The 15,196-nt window shown below is 33.5% G+C and carries 15 protein-coding genes; 11 read left to right on the forward strand and 4 right to left on the reverse strand.

Annotated features, from left to right (window positions below):
• The 10 genes from JCM15074_RS11675 to wecA form a co-directional block, all read left to right on the forward strand.
• On the forward strand, nt 1-720 hold a 720-nt coding region (locus JCM15074_RS11675), incomplete at its 5' end, for an EpsG family protein (RefSeq protein WP_025821371.1).
• A 141-nt stretch (nt 721-861) separates the two neighbouring features.
• Complete coding sequence (locus JCM15074_RS25630) at nt 862-1,827, forward strand: acyltransferase family protein (RefSeq protein WP_025821372.1); 966 nt, start codon at nt 862-864, stop codon at nt 1,825-1,827.
• Nucleotides 1,827-2,888 carry a glycosyltransferase family 4 protein gene (locus tag JCM15074_RS11685; RefSeq protein WP_025821373.1) on the forward strand — a complete coding sequence of 354 codons (1,062 nt, stop codon included), beginning with the start codon at nt 1,827-1,829 and terminating at the stop codon, nt 2,886-2,888. Before JCM15074_RS25630 ends, JCM15074_RS11685 begins: the two co-directional genes overlap by 1 nt.
• 9 nt (nt 2,889-2,897) lie before the next feature.
• The gene (locus JCM15074_RS11690; RefSeq protein ID WP_025821374.1) at nt 2,898-3,983 is read left to right on the forward strand and encodes a glycosyltransferase; all 1,086 of its coding nucleotides are present in this window, start codon (nt 2,898-2,900) and stop codon (nt 3,981-3,983) included.
• 16 nt (nt 3,984-3,999) lie between these two features.
• A complete protein-coding gene (locus tag JCM15074_RS11695) occupies nt 4,000-4,884 on the forward strand; it encodes an ATP-grasp fold amidoligase family protein (RefSeq protein WP_025821375.1) in 885 nt (294 codons plus the stop codon).
• On the forward strand, nt 4,881-5,888 hold the full coding sequence (locus JCM15074_RS11700) for an NAD-dependent epimerase (protein ID WP_025821376.1): 1,008 nt from the start codon (nt 4,881-4,883) through the stop codon (nt 5,886-5,888). The genes JCM15074_RS11695 and JCM15074_RS11700 overlap by 4 nt, the downstream gene beginning before the upstream one ends.
• 2 nt (nt 5,889-5,890) lie before the next feature.
• Entirely contained in the window at nt 5,891-7,003 is a 1,113-nt protein-coding gene (locus JCM15074_RS11705; RefSeq protein ID WP_025821377.1) for a glycosyltransferase family 4 protein, read from the forward strand.
• Nucleotides 7,004-7,012: 9 nt separating this feature from the next.
• Complete coding sequence (locus tag JCM15074_RS11710; protein WP_025821378.1) at nt 7,013-8,179, forward strand: nucleotide sugar dehydrogenase; 1,167 nt, start codon at nt 7,013-7,015, stop codon at nt 8,177-8,179.
• Nucleotides 8,180-8,335: 156 nt separating this feature from the next.
• Nucleotides 8,336-8,641 carry an MraY family glycosyltransferase gene (locus tag JCM15074_RS25775; protein WP_306302226.1) on the forward strand — a complete coding sequence of 102 codons (306 nt, stop codon included), beginning with the start codon at nt 8,336-8,338 and terminating at the stop codon, nt 8,639-8,641.
• A complete protein-coding gene (wecA, locus tag JCM15074_RS21945) occupies nt 8,641-9,405 on the forward strand; it encodes a UDP-N-acetylglucosamine--undecaprenyl-phosphate N-acetylglucosaminephosphotransferase (protein ID WP_306302227.1) in 765 nt (254 codons plus the stop codon). The genes JCM15074_RS25775 and wecA overlap by 1 nt, the downstream gene beginning before the upstream one ends.
• Nucleotides 9,406-9,559: 154 nt before the next feature.
• Here wecA and JCM15074_RS21950 read toward each other — a convergent pair whose 3' ends face one another.
• The 3 genes from JCM15074_RS21950 to JCM15074_RS11725 form a co-directional block, all read right to left on the reverse strand.
• Nucleotides 9,560-11,284 carry a YjbH domain-containing protein gene (locus JCM15074_RS21950; protein WP_199899800.1) on the reverse strand — a complete coding sequence of 575 codons (1,725 nt, stop codon included), beginning with the start codon at nt 11,282-11,284 and terminating at the stop codon, nt 9,560-9,562.
• The gene (locus tag JCM15074_RS24585) at nt 11,212-11,733 is read right to left on the reverse strand and encodes a hypothetical protein (protein WP_199899801.1); all 522 of its coding nucleotides are present in this window, start codon (nt 11,731-11,733) and stop codon (nt 11,212-11,214) included. Before JCM15074_RS24585 ends, JCM15074_RS21950 begins: the two co-directional genes overlap by 73 nt.
• 83 nt (nt 11,734-11,816) lie before the next feature.
• Nucleotides 11,817-12,731, reverse strand: coding sequence for a hypothetical protein (locus JCM15074_RS11725; protein ID WP_025821379.1), 915 nt, complete (start codon nt 12,729-12,731; stop codon nt 11,817-11,819).
• Nucleotides 12,732-13,335: 604 nt separating this feature from the next.
• Here JCM15074_RS11725 and JCM15074_RS11730 point away from each other — a divergent pair.
• Nucleotides 13,336-14,310, forward strand: coding sequence for a hypothetical protein (locus JCM15074_RS11730; RefSeq protein WP_025821380.1), 975 nt, complete (start codon nt 13,336-13,338; stop codon nt 14,308-14,310).
• A gap of 307 nt (nt 14,311-14,617) precedes the next feature.
• Here the strand turns inward: JCM15074_RS11730 and JCM15074_RS11735 are convergent, their stop codons facing one another.
• Nucleotides 14,618-15,187 carry a CoA pyrophosphatase gene (locus JCM15074_RS11735; protein WP_025821381.1) on the reverse strand — a complete coding sequence of 190 codons (570 nt, stop codon included), beginning with the start codon at nt 15,185-15,187 and terminating at the stop codon, nt 14,618-14,620.
• Nucleotides 15,188-15,196 lie beyond the last annotated feature (9 nt).

A 15,196-nucleotide genomic window follows, 5' to 3' on the forward strand; every position in this document is an offset into this window, starting at 1 on the left:
TTTATGTATAAAGGAATCTGTTATTTTACTAAGAGGCGTTCCTTTGCAATTTTATTATTCTATTTATATTTGTCACTTTTAATGTTTTCAGAACAACTAAGACAAGCAATCTCATTTGTAATTGTTCTTTATTCTGTTAAGTATATATTGGTAGGTAGTAGATTAAAATTTTTATCACTAATTGGAATGGCAAGCTTATTTCATGTAAGTGCAGTATTTGGCATAATAATTATGTTCTATAATCATATTCGGATAACGATTAAACATCTTATATTATATCTAATTGCTGCTATTTCTTTTAATTTATTACTCCCCATTATTTATGGTTTAATAATTAGTGCTTTAAGTCCTGAATCTACTGTTTCAATAAAGTTAAATACATATAGTGATTTGGCAAACGCTTCTCCTGGGGTTGGGTTTTTTGTTGTATTTGATATTTTTTGGATTTACATGTTATATCTAATAAATGCAAAAAATATCTTTGACACTAAAGTAGATTTTTTAATTAAAATATCAATTGTTAGCTGTTTTTTTCATATAATATTTTACTCATTCCCACCACTGCAAAGGCTATTTTCATATCTATTTTTTGCGCAAATATTGTTAACAGTTAATATTGTAAAGGGGAGGGTGGAATTAGAAAAAGTTGGCTTATGTAAGCTCCGTAATGATATATGTTGTCTATATATATTATTCATGCATGTTTGGTGTTTTTTCTAGAGGGTATTTAGCGAATAGTATATATTATTTTAATTTAAATAAAGAGTTGAATTACGACGATTATCAATATAAGCGTTGCATGGAAATATCTAAGGTGGCACCTGATTTTTGCTTGATTAAATAAAATAGTAAGGTTTTATTGTGTTTTATTCAATACAGTTATTGCGTATATTGTCAGCATTATTAGTTGTTATTTACCATGCTTGCAATAAAGTTGGGTTAGAAGGTGTTTTTAAGTTTGGACAAATGGGCGTTGATATATTTTTTATAATATCAGGGTTTGTTATATATATATCTTCATGTAAGAAGGTGTACTCACCAATTAAATTCTTAAGGAACAGGTTTTTTAGGATATATCCTATATATTGGTTATTCACATTTATTGCATTTATTGCATATATTATTTATCCGTCATTAGTCAACTCTGGGCGTGAAACTTCAATATTAAATTCAATATTTTTACTTCCAAGTGATAAACCTTACTTAATTAATAATGCATGGACTTTAGTTTATGAAATGTTTTTTTATTTTATTTTTTCGTTATTTATAACATTAAAGAATAAATATAGGGTGATAGGAACTTCTATTGTAATTGTACTTTTATTAAGTGTTAGATATTTTTTTCCAAATCTAAGTTCAAATTTATACTTTTATTTTTATTCTGATTATATTTTATTGGAGTTTTTATTTGGTGTTATGTTTGCTTATTTTTATGTCACACTAAATATAAATAAATGGGTGTTCACAGTATTAGCATTGGTTTTATCTTTTTTTTATATATACATTTATAGCTTAAGTGAAACTCATCGTTTATTTTATTATGGAATACCATCATTTATAATATTTTATATTGTTGTGAGTTTAGAAGGTTATATTTTAAAATCCAATATTAAAAATATAGTAGATGCTCTTGGTAACTGTTCATATGTGTTATACCTATTACATCCATTTATTCTTGTATTAGTATATAAGCTGTTTCAAAAGCACTATATTCTTAGCGACATAGGTCTTATTATTGTTATGTTGATATCTTCTTTATTTGTTAGTATGTTTGTTCATCAATATATTGAAAAAAGAATAACGAAATATATAAGGAAGTATAGTTAATGAAAGTTGTCATACTGACAGATGAATATCCTCCGACTATCGGTGGTGCAGGAACTGTAGCATCACAAGTTTATAACGACTTAAAGAAACATAATGAAGTATATTTATTTGTATCCTATAGAGATGGGATGAATAAGAATTTATATAGATATTTTTGGTTTTTCTATTATTTTTCATTAAAGCTTTTAGTTAATATTATTAAGAGTGATAAGGTAATTGTAAATGATATTAGGTCGGCGTATTTTATTTCATCATTCATGCCAAAATGTATTATGAATAAATGTATATACATAGTTCATGGTACTGAGTATGATATTGTATATCAATCTATTAGCGTTAAGAATAAACTTATTTTATTTAAATCTAAATACAATAATTTATTAAAGTATTGTAATAAAGTGGTTTCAGTTAGTTCTTATACTATGAATAATTTTATAAATTTTGCTCCTGATTTCGTGAAAAATAAAATATCAGTAATTTATGCGGGTATTCCATCTTCTTTTGTTATTTCTAAATGCTTACCCTTGGTTATAAATGATAAATTTAGAATAGTATCAGTGTCCAGAATAAACAAAAGGAAAGGATACGAATATATGATTAAGATTTTTTATGAATTAATAAAACTTAATTCTAATATCGAATGGTATATATATGGAAATGGTCCATACTTATTAGAATTAAAAAAATTAGTATTTAATCTTAATTTGGAAAAACATGTGTTTTTTATGGATGAAACTAACAGGGATTCTATTTTTATTATTGAATTTAATAAGTATAACTTTGATTTGTTTTGGCTTATGCCGAATTTACCAGAAGCTTTTGGACTTGTTTTTATTGAGGCTTCCGCAAGAGGTATTCCATCATTAACAGTTAATAAATATGGTATAAAAGAAGCCATTAAATCAGGTGGAAATGGAGAGTTTTATTCTACAGTCGAAAATATGCATAATTTTATTTTAGAACTTAACGATCAAAATATAAAAAAGAAATACATATTAGAATCAATAAATATTGCTAAGTGTTTTGATAGTCGTATATTTGCAGAAAAACTTATTAGATAAGGATTATTTATGAGAATAATACAATTAGTCTCATCTCTAGGAATTGGTGGTGCTGAAAAATTTGTTGTTGATTTGTCTATAGCACAATCTAAATTAGGTCATAAAATCATAGTTGTTGTGTTAGATAATGCGGAAGATGTAGGTAAAGATCCCATTTATGCAAGTAACTTAGAAAAAAAATTATCTGATAATAATATTAAAGTAGTTTATATGGGGCACAAAGCTAGAAGAAATCCAATTAAGATTTATTTCAAATTAAAGAGTTTGATTACTGAATTCAAACCTGAGGTAGTACATTCTCATTTAATTTGGTGGTCTATTTTTGTATCTTGTATTAATAAAGATTTCGTTCACTTGTTTACTCAGCACACAAATATTATAACAAGGAAAAAAATACATATATTTTTTTTGAAACATTTTATAGATAAGTACGTTACTATTTGTGATGAAGCATTTGATGATGCATTAAACTTATTTTCCACAAAAAAGGTTTGTAAGATAGTTAATGGTGTTGTTACTGGTGAATTTACTTACAAAAATAGAGAAAATGATAATGTATTAAACTTAGTTACAATATCTAGATTAACAGAGTATAAAAATCATCATATTATAATAGATGTAGTTAATGATATAAAATCTTATTATCCTAACAATAAGTTTAGATTAAATATAATTGGTGATGGTCCTTTATTTAATAAACTTATAGCTAAAGTAACAGAATTGAAATTAACAGAGCATGTAATTTTTCATGGTTCAAAATCAAATATTAATGAGATTTTATTAAATAATGATCTATATTTATTACCTTCTAAAAAAGAAGGGTTCTCTATTGCTCTAATAGAGGCATTAGCTAGTGGAATTAGGATTATAGCTTCTAATGTAGGTGGTAATAGTGAAATATTAAATAATGGAAAATTAGGTGTATTAATATCGCCAAATGATATTAATGGTTTGCATGAGGCTTTAGTTAATTGTTTAATCAATAAAACATCATGTAATAGTAAAAGCGATGTAGTTTCCAAAATGGAAGAACTCTCGATTGAAACTTGCGCTTCCAATCATCTTAAAGAATATAACCGATTACTTATAGTCTAATATTAAGGAGTGTTAGTTGATTAAAAAAGTGAAAAATAGTGTAAGAGATCTATTAAGAATATGTTTTGGTGCTAAAGGTTATACTTACTTCCGTTTTATCATTACTCACAAATATCTACCGAATTTAAAAAAACCACGTTCTTTTTCTGAGAAAATTATATACAGAAAGTTTAATGTTGATCCGAATGAGTTATCTAAATATGTAGATAAGTATACAGTTCGAGATTATGTGAAAGAGAAAATTGGTGAGCGATATTTAATCCCTTTATTACTAGTAAAGGATAAAATATCTATAGAAGATTTCAATTCACTTCCACAAAGTTTTGTGATTAAAACAAGTAATGGTGGTGGTGGAAATAATGTCTCAGTTATCACTGATGTAAATAGTGTTGATCATAAAAGTATTTGCAACTTATTTAATGAGTATGTTGGCTGTAAGTTTGGGGCTAGAGTTGACGAGTTGTTTTATGATATAGAAAACCCTAAAATTATGTTTGAAACACTTTTATCTAATAAAGATCAAAGTCCACTATTAGATTATAAATTTCACATATTCAAAGGACGTAATAAGTTAAAAATATTTTTACAAATTAACTCTGAATATAATACAAAAAATTGTACGAAAACATTATATAATTTATCTGGAAATATTTCTCACATTCAATTTGATGGGTATTCTTATGGGAGTGATAGCATTAAGCTTCCAAGTAATTTCAATAAAATGCTCGAAGTTGCATTAATATTATCAGAGCCTTTTAAATATTCTAGGATTGATTTATATAATGTTGAAGGGATTATTTATTTTGGAGAAATAACTTTTTGTCCAGCGAGTGGGTGGGATAAATTTAATAACAAAAAATTTGACTTTTTATTTGGTGATTATTGGAATGAGTTTGAATGAAGTATTTAGTAACAGGCGCTGCTGGTTTTATTGGTGCAAAAGTAAGTGAAGTATTATTAAATAAAGGTCATAGTGTTGTTGGTCTTGATATCATCAATGATTATTATGATGTAGATTTGAAACAAGCACGATTATCACCTTTGTTGGTAAATGATAACTTTTTATTAGTAAAAATTGATATTGCTGATTCAATAGATGTATTAGAATTATTCAAAAATGAACAGTTTGATCGTGTGATTCATTTAGCGGCACAAGCAGGTGTTCGCTATTCTATTGAAAACCCAATGGCTTATGCTGACTCAAATTTAGTTGGTCATTTAAATATCTTAGAAGCTTGTCGTCATAATAATATTGAACATTTAATTTACGCTTCTTCTAGTTCAGTTTATGGCTTAAATAGCAAAGTTCCTTTTGCTACATCAGATAGTGTTGATCATCCTGTATCGCTATATGCGGCAACTAAAAAATCTAATGAGTTAATGGCGCATGCCTATTCGCATCTTTACGGCATTCCGACTACAGGCTTGCGATTTTTTACTGTATATGGCCCTTGGGGTAGACCAGATATGGCACCTTTTATTTTTACTAAAAAAATATTAAATGGTGAGACTATCGATATTAATAATAATGGTGATATGTGGCGTGATTTCACCTACATTGACGATATTGTTGAAGGTGTGACTCGTATCGCTGATGTGATCCCTACTGTTGATAGTCAATGGACGGTTGAATCTGGTAGTCCAGCTAATAGTTCTGCACCTTATAGTATTTATAACATTGGCCATGGTAGCCCGATCAATTTGATGGAATTCATTAAAGCGATTGAAGATGAGCTTGGTATTGAAGCTAAAAAGCACTTTAGGGGAATGCAAGCTGGCGATGTTTACCAGACCTATGCTGACACCCAAGATCTATTTGCTGCGACAGGTTATCAGCCTAAAGTGGGTGTCAAAGAGGGTGTAGCTAATTTAGTACATTGGTACAAAAATTTTTATAAAGTGTAATTATGGCAAATATTGTAATCACCTCAAACACAAGTTGGTATTTATATAATTTTAGAAAGAATACTATCTTAGCGCTTATACAAGCAGGCCATGCGGTTACGGCTATCTCGCCTAAAGATGAATATTCTGAAAAATTATTATCTCTTGGTGCTAATTATATCGATATTAATATTGATCAAGGTGGAACTAATCCTGTAAATGATATCAAATCATTTATTGCTTTTAATAAAATCTATTCATCCAATCAGTATGATGTTGTACTTAATTTTACGCCTAAAAATAATATTTACAGTACGTTGGCTGCAAAGCGAAATAATATAAAGGTAATAAATAACATAGCAGGTCTTGGTATCTTATTTATTAATGAAAGTATTATTTCAAAAATTGCAAGAGCATTATATAAAATTAGTCAACGTCGTGCTGATAAGATTTTCTTTCAAAATGAAGACGATCGATACCTGTTTTTAACTCACAAATTAGCAAGTGCTGAGTTAACTGACAGATTACCTGGTTCAGGTGCTGATTTAAGCCGTTTTACTATTCAGCCTGCTACCAATGATGGTGTTGTTCGGTTTTTGCTTATTGCTCGTATGCTGTACGACAAGGGGATTGGTCACTATGTTGAAGCTGCTCGTATACTAAAAGCTAAGTATGGTGAAGCTGTTGAGTTTAATTTACTTGGTTTTTTAGCTGTTAATAATCCTTCAGCAGTCACTGAAGAAGAAATGCAGTCATGGGTCAATGAAGGTATTGTTAATTACCTTGGTGTGTCAGATACGGTTGAGCTAGAGATAGCTAAAGTTGATTGTATGGTTTTACCGTCTTTTTATCGTGAAGGAGTACCTAAGTCTCTGCTTGAGGCTGGAGCGATGGGCAAACCTATTGTTACTACTGATAACGTCGGTTGTAGGGAAACGGTTGATGATGGTATTAATGGTTTTTTATGTGAGCCTAAATCAACCACTAGCCTTGTTGAGTCATTAGATAAAATGATAAATCAAACACATGAACAGCGATTAACAATGGGGCTTGCTAGTCGTCATAAAATTGAAAAAGAATTTGATGAAAAGCTGGTGATTAATAAGTATTTGGATGCTATTAGTCAATTAATATAGGATATTAAAGTGAAAATTGCTATTGCAGGTACAGGCTATGTTGGTCTGTCTAATGCTGTGTTATTGGCACAGCATAATCAAGTTGTTGCTGTCGATATTATTGCTGAAAAAATTGAGTTAATTAATAATAAACAATCTCCGATTAAAGATACTGAGATTGAGTTATTTTTAAAAGAAAAGCCATTAAATTTAACTGCGACTTTAGATTATCATGCAGCTTATAAAGATGCTGATGTGGTCATTATTGCGACGCCAACCGATTATGATACGGTTAATAATTACTTTAATACCAAATCTGTTGAAGCTGTGATTGATAATGTTTTATCTGTTAATCCTAATGCCTTGATGGTGATAAAATCGACGGTACCCGTTGGTTATACTAAGGATATTAAAGAAAAGTTTAATACTGAAAATATTATCTTTTCTCCTGAGTTTTTACGCGAGGGCAGAGCGTTATACGATAATCTTTATCCTTCTCGTATCATTATTGGTGAACGCAGTGAACGTGCTGAAAAACTGGGTAAACTATTCGCCGAAGCTGCATTTAAGCCAGAGATCCCATTACTGTTCTTAGACTCTACTGAAGCTGAAGCGGTTAAATTATTTTCTAATACTTATTTAGCCATGCGAGTTGCCTACTTTAATGAATTAGATACCTATGCTGAAGTTAATGGGTTAAATAGCCAACAAATTATTGAAGGTGTTTGTTTAGATCCTCGTATTGGCAACCACTACAATAACCCTTCATTTGGGTATGGTGGTTACTGTTTACCAAAAGACACCAAACAACTTCGAGCTAATTATGATCAAGTGCCTAATAGTATTATAGGGGCGATTGTAGATGCTAATACCACTCGAAAAGATTTTATTGCGGATGCGATTTTAAAGCGTAACCCTCAGCGTGTAGGGATTTATCGGTTAATTATGAAATCTGGTTCTGATAACTTTAGAGCCTCTAGTATCCAAGGCATCATGAAGCGCATTAAAGCCAAGGGTATTGAAGTGGTTGTGTATGAGCCAGTATTAGAGGAAAAAGAATTTTTCCACTCGGCTGTTATCAATGATTTACATGAGTTTAAGCAAAGTTGTGATGTGATTGTCTCTAATCGAATGACTGATGAATTATCTGATGTTATCGACAAAGTTTACACACGCGATTTATTTGGCTCAGATTAAGCGATATAAACGCTGAATTATCTTTATAAATATAATTAGTATACGTTGAACTATTTATATTAAAAAATACATCTTCAACGTCCTATATATAAGTCTATTATTATGTTAAACGCATATCTATTTGTGTTTGTGGCTTCGTTTATTTCATTATTTATAATGAGAAAAATAGCGAAGCGAATCGGCCTTGTTGATCAACCTAATGCGAGAAAATTACACCATGGGGCAATTCCTTTGGTGGGCGGTATTTCTATTTTCTCCACATTAGTGGTCACTTTTCTTATCTTTATGCCAATGAGCAACAACTTAACCATTTATTTAGGTTGTTCTGCTGTATTAATTATTGTGGGTGTATTAGATGATTACTACGATGTGAGTTTTAAGGTCCGATTATTTGTACAAGCGGGTATCTCATTAGCGATGATGCTATTGGGTAAACACAGTTTGCATAATTTGGGTTTTTAATGGGCAGTGAGACCATATCGCTATCTGTGGTTAGTGGCGCAATTGTGACTATTTTGGCTGTGATTGGTGCGATTAATGCCTTTAATATGGTGGATGGTATTGATGGCTTATTAGGTGGTTTGTCATCTGTTACCTTTGGCTCTTTAGGTATTGTATTTTATGCCAGTGGTAATTTTTACCTTGCTCATATCTGTTTATTGATTGTTGCTGCCACTATTCCTTATATTATGCTTAATTTAGGTTGCCCGTTAGGTAAACGCTTTAAGGTATTTATGGGCGATGCTGGCAGTATGTTTATTGGTTTCTCTGTGGTGTGGATGCTGGTGCGTGGTACCCAAGACCCAGCAGTTATTTCATTTAAACCGGTAACTGCATTATGGCTAATTGCGATTCCGTTAATGGATATGGCGACCATTATGATCCGCCGTGTACGCAAAGGGCATTCACCTTTTAGACCGGATCGTGAACATTTGCATCATATTTGTCAGCGATTTGGTATGTCGCCGCATATTTCTTTATTGTTTATTTGCAGTTTAGCCACTATTTGCGCAGCTATTGGCATTTTAAGTGATTTAGGTAATGTACCTGAGTCGGTGATGTTTATTAGTTTTGTTGCTATGTTTATCTGTTATTTTTTAATTATGAATAATATTAGTAAAGTCATCTTATTATTGAAGCGACTATTAGGTTACCCAGTTGCAACTGATGCTAATACTGTGACTTCTGCGGAAGTAAAAGCAACTAATAACCATATAAGCCACTAATTGGATAGTTAAATTAGTTATAAATAGATATGTGATACTCATAAAAAAGCGGTCAAGTTTACACTTGACCGCTTTTTTTCGTTTTAGGTTAGCGAATTTTGCGAAATATTACCTTAATCGCTTAGTTGTTATACCGCTAGCGATGATTATATGACTAAAGCTTAGTTTGCTTTATATAGCGTAAATAGGCATTACGTAAGCCTTGAACGTTGGCATTAAAGTACGCCACTGACATTCTGCCTTGGTTATCGTACTGACGTTCAATACTGTGTTGCAGTTTGAATGATTGCCCTAAGCCTGTATTAATATGGTTAGCATTGTTGCCTACCCGAGTTTGGATTGTATAACTAAATTGATCAATACCTCGTACTTGTAGGTAACCTGGTTTCATATCTCGCCACGGTGTCAGCGGGATTGAGAAACTTAAACCGATAAAGTTTTCAAATCCTTGACCATTTTTAGGCTTGGCACTTAAATAACTCGCATCTACACGAGTATTGCCTAACCAGTGACTCGAAGTGACTTTAAAGCCGCGGTCACCTTGCATATATTCACCACCTTGCAAGCTTATTTGCCAATCGTATTCAGGTAATGAATAACGGTAGCTGGCAAGTAAGCTTTGTTGGTCTTTAATGCGGTAACCCGTATTAGTCAATTCATCTATTGGTGTGAACTTACTGAGTTCTACCCCGACGTTGTGTCTACCTTCTGGAGAACTCCATTGGGTCTCGTTAGCTGCGCCCCAGTAATTACCCATAATGTAACCTGCACTAAATTGGCTCATGATATTTTGTGGTAATTTAAAGGCTTGGTGGAATAGGGCGCGGTCTACTTCGTTTTCATAGGCACTACTGTGCCATAAACGACCTTCTTCATAATCATCGCTATTAGCAATCGGTAGCAGGTAGCGCACATCAATAGCCGCACCTTGCCATAGTGGAGTATATAGATTGGTTGCGAGTGCTAACGAATAATCAAAAAATCCATATTCTGTGGCAGTGCGATGTGAAAGTGTAGGTGACAAAATTAACTGACTGCGGCCAAAACCATTATTGATGGTTTCAAATATCCATTGGGTGGCTTGATAATCTTTTTTAGCATTTAGTGTATTAAAGTTGAGTGAATTGCACTTATTACCTGTTGCTAAAAAGTCTCGGTAACACTGGACTTCTGTATTGACGCTTAGCATTGGGATATCGTTAACTAATAAAATTAACTCTATCTCTTGTGGCAGTTGCTTGGCATGAGTTGCTTGCTGTGCATTAGTTCGTCTATCTACCATTGCATTCATATCTGCAAAGGCATCTTGCCCCGCTTTTGCGGCTATCATTGCTAAGGCGACACCCACGCCATCAATTTGGTTATGGTTATAACGGCGGTTTTCTAAAGCAACCACTATTTTGTTATTACGATAACCGACATTAATATTGATAAAGCCTTCATTCTTAAGCGCACTAATTAATGAGGTTAAATTAGCGCCTTTGTGTTCGGCTAGTTGGTTATCTAGTGCTTGGGCAAGGGCTGTTTGTTGGTATTCAGCGGTTTGATAATCTGGCTTGGCGTAAGTGAGTTGGTTATATCCCATTAATGGAATGCTTGCATTCACACCCCATACATTATCTTTTTTACTGTCGTGTTCAGTCTGCACCATGTAGTCCATACTTAACTGCGCACCATAGGGTAACAGACCTTGCGGTGTAAACAGTTTTACACCGGCATTTACAGCGCTGGCGTCATATTCACCGACTAATTGCATAAAGGGTAAAGGCTGCCATTCAATACCAGCAAAAGCGCCATTGAGCACATTTAGACTTTGACTTGATTTACCATAACCTGCGCTGACACGAAGATTAAGTGATTCAAATTCTTTATCTGCCACAATATATTTTGCATCAAAGTTATTGCTGCGCCGCCAATATCTTGTATCCCTACGGCAAGGTTAAACCCCGTCCAATCATAAATATATGGCAGTTGCCATTTGGCTGATGCTGATAGATCACGGTTGCAATCTTCATCGGTAAAATATTCATTACAGGTGTAGTTTTTAACGACAATTCGTCCACCAATTTCTAACCCTGGCATAATACCCGTGGCAAAAAACCAATCATCTCTGTCATCAATTTTGCCTCTAAATGGAACGCCTTGATGATATGAAATGCTGGCATCGCCCTTATTAATGACTTGTGCGTTAGGCACAAACATTAAACCAGTATAACTTTGGGTTGAGGGCTGGTGAGCAATACTTGATGCGGTTACGGTAAGTGGTGTTAAACATACAGCTAAACTGACACCGTAATATGCTAACGATTTTTTTGACTGATAATCCATATAGTCCTACAGAATAAATACGATAAAAGGCACCTAAAGTGGTGCCTTCTAAAAAGGTAAATATGTTTACTCAGATGAGTAAATTAGATGCCTGTACCACCGTCACCGCCGCCAGTGCCACCTGTTGGTTTGGTGTCTGGATCTGTTGGACGTACTGGTGGTAATGAGTCTGTTGGAGGCAGTGGCTTCTGCTGATTGATTTCTTCTTGGGTTAAATCGCCAGAAGCGTAATCGTCAAAAGTTTCTTGTGGTAAGGTTTTATCTGTTACGACCACAAAGATATCTTTTTGACTGTCAGCACTTGCTTTTGGATAGGTTGGATATTGATTAATAATAACCGCAGCTTGGTTTTTGGTTACTGCTGCAATTTTATCCGCAGTTTCGTTTGGATAAAGTGCTTGAATATCAGAAAGTGCCACCGTGGTTGCCATAGTTTTGCTGTATAGCTCTGGCGACTTCTTCAATGTTTCCATTGCCGCAGAGGTGTTTTGCATTAGCATAGTAATGTCAACACCACCTGTGTTAGTAATGTCTTCTAAGCCTAGAGATTTAAGTGCTGCTTGAGCTGCTTCTACTGAGTATTCCGCTCCGTCTAATTGCTTTGCAACTAGTGTAGAGAAAGGTGATGCTGTAGCAGGTTTGTTCGCTTCTAACATACCTTTAGGAATAACATAAGTTACATTTGACATGTTCTTATTGTTAGACGTATCAAGTGCTGTGTAGTTTGCATCATTTGCATCTGGTGCGAATGTGACTGTGCAGTTTTCTGGGTTATTTACGAATGCTGAGTCCGTAATTGCGATAAATCCATCAAAGTCAGTATCACCTACAGTGACAGCTTTACTTTCACCACATTGGTAACTACCAATGATGCCCCAAATTGCACCATCGTATGCTTGTACTTTTAATGTTGGTGTTGGTGCTACATCATCATCACTGCTGCCACAGCCTGATACTAATGCACCAGCGATCATTGCTGCTAATAATTTATATTTCACAATCTTCCCCTATAAAATAATGAATCCCGTGGTACTAAGATTGCGCTTGTACCTGAATATTTAATTTCTTCTGAAATTTATTGTTTTATAACATACATTTACTGTGGTTTTAGTATCAAATTGTAATATCTGTGAACTTGATTTTATTGCGTTTTTAATGAATTACTTGATGTGTAAGTTAACTGCTAGCGTTTGATGTTGGGTTATATCAAATATTTGACATAAATAGCTGGTTGTTGGTTTATTTATGGTTAAATATATTGAAGTTTGTGTTCTTACCTTTTTTACTAATAGAGGTATATTTGTTCAGTTTTATTCATTGTATTTGGTTAGATGAAAAGCATTTATTTGTTTCTTTAAATCATTTTTGAATCCGAATTATTGTTTAAAGGTGATTGAATTAATTATTGCTAAATAATTGGTATGACTCATCTAGAAACTAAATTCAAGTAAATTCAAGCCAGTAAATTCAAGCCACCCATAATAGAGCTAAATTCAAGCCACCCATAATAGTGGCGTTCACTTTAAATTCAAGCCACCCATAATAGTGGTGTTCACTTCAAACTGAACTAGACTTAATTGATCTGAATTTTGGAGGCATATTATGGCTGTACCAAGAGAAAAGCTAGTGAGTCTAGAAGATACTCCTTATTATCATTGTGTAAGTCGCTGTGTTCGTAAAGCATTTTTATGTGGTGTTGATTCCTATACGGGCCAATCTTATGAACATAGGCGAGATTGGATAGAAGATAGATTATTACTGTTAGCTCAAGTGTTTAGCATCGATATTTGTGCCTATGCGGTGATGCACAATCATCTACATGTAGTGTTAAGAGTTGATGTTGAACGAGCACAAGCATGGACTGTTAAAGAAGTGGTTGTGCAGTGGCAAAAGCTATTCAAAGGCACTATTTTGACTCAAAAACTATTGAATGGTGACAAGTTAGAAGATTATGAACTTGATACTTTAAATAAAACGATTACAGCATACCGCAATCGATTAATGGATATTAGTTGGTTTATGCGTGCACTTAATGAACCTATTGCTCGTAAAGCAAATAAAGAAGATAAATGTACTGGCAGATTTTGGGAAGGGCGCTTTAAATCACAGGCTTTGCTCGATGAAGCTGCAGTACTTGCTTGTATGGCGTATGTTGATTTAAATCCTGTTCGCTCTAAGATTGCAGATAGCCCAGAATGTTCTGATTACACAAGTATTAAGCGTCGTATAAAAGCCGCAATTAGGGGGGAACAACCAATAGAATTATTACCTTTTATTGGTAATGAACATTCAAATATGCCCAATGGTTTAATGTTTTCTGTTAGAGATTATTTGCAATTAGTGGATGATACGGGCAGACATCTTAGATCGGATAAAAAAGGCGCTATTTCAGCTAGCACTATGGCAATTCTATCAAGACTCAATATCCCATTAGAAAATTGGACTAAAGTGACTTCAGAGTTTCATGATCTATTTAAAGGTCCTGTAGGTTCGCTGCAAGAACTTACCCAATATTGTGAACATTTAAACAAACGACGACGTCATGGTGCTCAAATGTGCCAGCAAATGTTTGGATAAATCATAATAATCTCAATCCAAACTAGATACATCATATCGAATTGATTATTCGAGATTTAGCATGTCACAAATTTATACCTTTCTGATTTTATTTATCAACATTAAGTAATTAAACGCAATTATTGTCAAAGTTATAGGAAATAAAATAATTAAAATTATATCTACAACAGGATGGTTAATTCAGCTGTTGGTTTACACTTAAAATGGGTGGCTTAACTTAAGAGGAATAAATAATGGGTGGCATGATAAAGAAAATGATGGGTGGCATGATAAAGAAAATGATAAGGCTAACACTTATGTGCTGATGTTATTTAAGTTGTTGGCATAAGCGTTCGACAAGTTCACCGGTGATGCCCCAAATCAGGTGGTCTTGATAGGGGATGAAAGTGAGTGTTTGTGGGTATTTTCTAAATTTAAAATCGATTTGTTGGCGGTTGTGGCGTTGCATTAAGTAGTGTAGTGGCACTAAAAAGTAACTATCGACTTCATTGGGATCCAGTATGATTTCAAATGGTTGCTTTATAAAGCCAATAACTGGGGTAACTTTGAAACCTGAAATGGTGTTCATGGTAGGGAACTGGCCAATGACGTCAACATTGTTGGGAGCGAGTCCAATCTCCTCATGTGCTTCGCGCAATGCGGTTGCAATTAGGCTTTTGTCTTCATTTTCACTTTTACCACCGGGGAAGCTTACTTGTCCAGGGTGTGATTTCATATGCATTGGCCGTTTAGTAAAAAGCAGCTGCAAGTTATTATTGACTGGCAATAGCGGCAGCAGTACTGCCGCTTGACGATGCATTTTATCGTTTGGAAAGATTTGTCGCTGTGCAGGGAGGTTATTAAGCTGAAACTTGGTCATAAACTCACTACGCTGCATTTAGTCCTC

It is taken from the genome of Shewanella marina JCM 15074, assembly GCF_000614975.1.
Classification (GTDB): domain Bacteria; phylum Pseudomonadota; class Gammaproteobacteria; order Enterobacterales; family Shewanellaceae; genus Shewanella; species Shewanella marina.

Excerpts from the sequence above, each read along its gene's own strand:
- JCM15074_RS11685 (WP_025821373.1), top strand. The coding sequence starts at position 1,827 with ATGAAAGTTGTCATACTGACAGATGAATATCCTCCGACTATCGGTGGT.
- JCM15074_RS11705 (WP_025821377.1), top strand. The coding sequence starts at position 5,891 with ATGGCAAATATTGTAATCACCTCAAACACAAGTTGGTATTTATATAAT.
- JCM15074_RS11735 (WP_025821381.1), bottom strand. The coding sequence starts at position 15,187 with ATGCAGCGTAGTGAGTTTATGACCAAGTTTCAGCTTAATAACCTCCCT.
- JCM15074_RS11700 (WP_025821376.1), top strand. The coding sequence starts at position 4,881 with ATGAAGTATTTAGTAACAGGCGCTGCTGGTTTTATTGGTGCAAAAGTA.
- JCM15074_RS11730 (WP_025821380.1), top strand. The coding sequence starts at position 13,336 with ATGGCTGTACCAAGAGAAAAGCTAGTGAGTCTAGAAGATACTCCTTAT.
- JCM15074_RS25775 (WP_306302226.1), top strand. The coding sequence starts at position 8,336 with ATGAGAAAAATAGCGAAGCGAATCGGCCTTGTTGATCAACCTAATGCG.
- JCM15074_RS24585 (WP_199899801.1), bottom strand. The coding sequence starts at position 11,733 with ATGGATTATCAGTCAAAAAAATCGTTAGCATATTACGGTGTCAGTTTA.
- wecA (WP_306302227.1), top strand. The coding sequence starts at position 8,641 with ATGGGCAGTGAGACCATATCGCTATCTGTGGTTAGTGGCGCAATTGTG.
- JCM15074_RS11690 (WP_025821374.1), top strand. The coding sequence starts at position 2,898 with ATGAGAATAATACAATTAGTCTCATCTCTAGGAATTGGTGGTGCTGAA.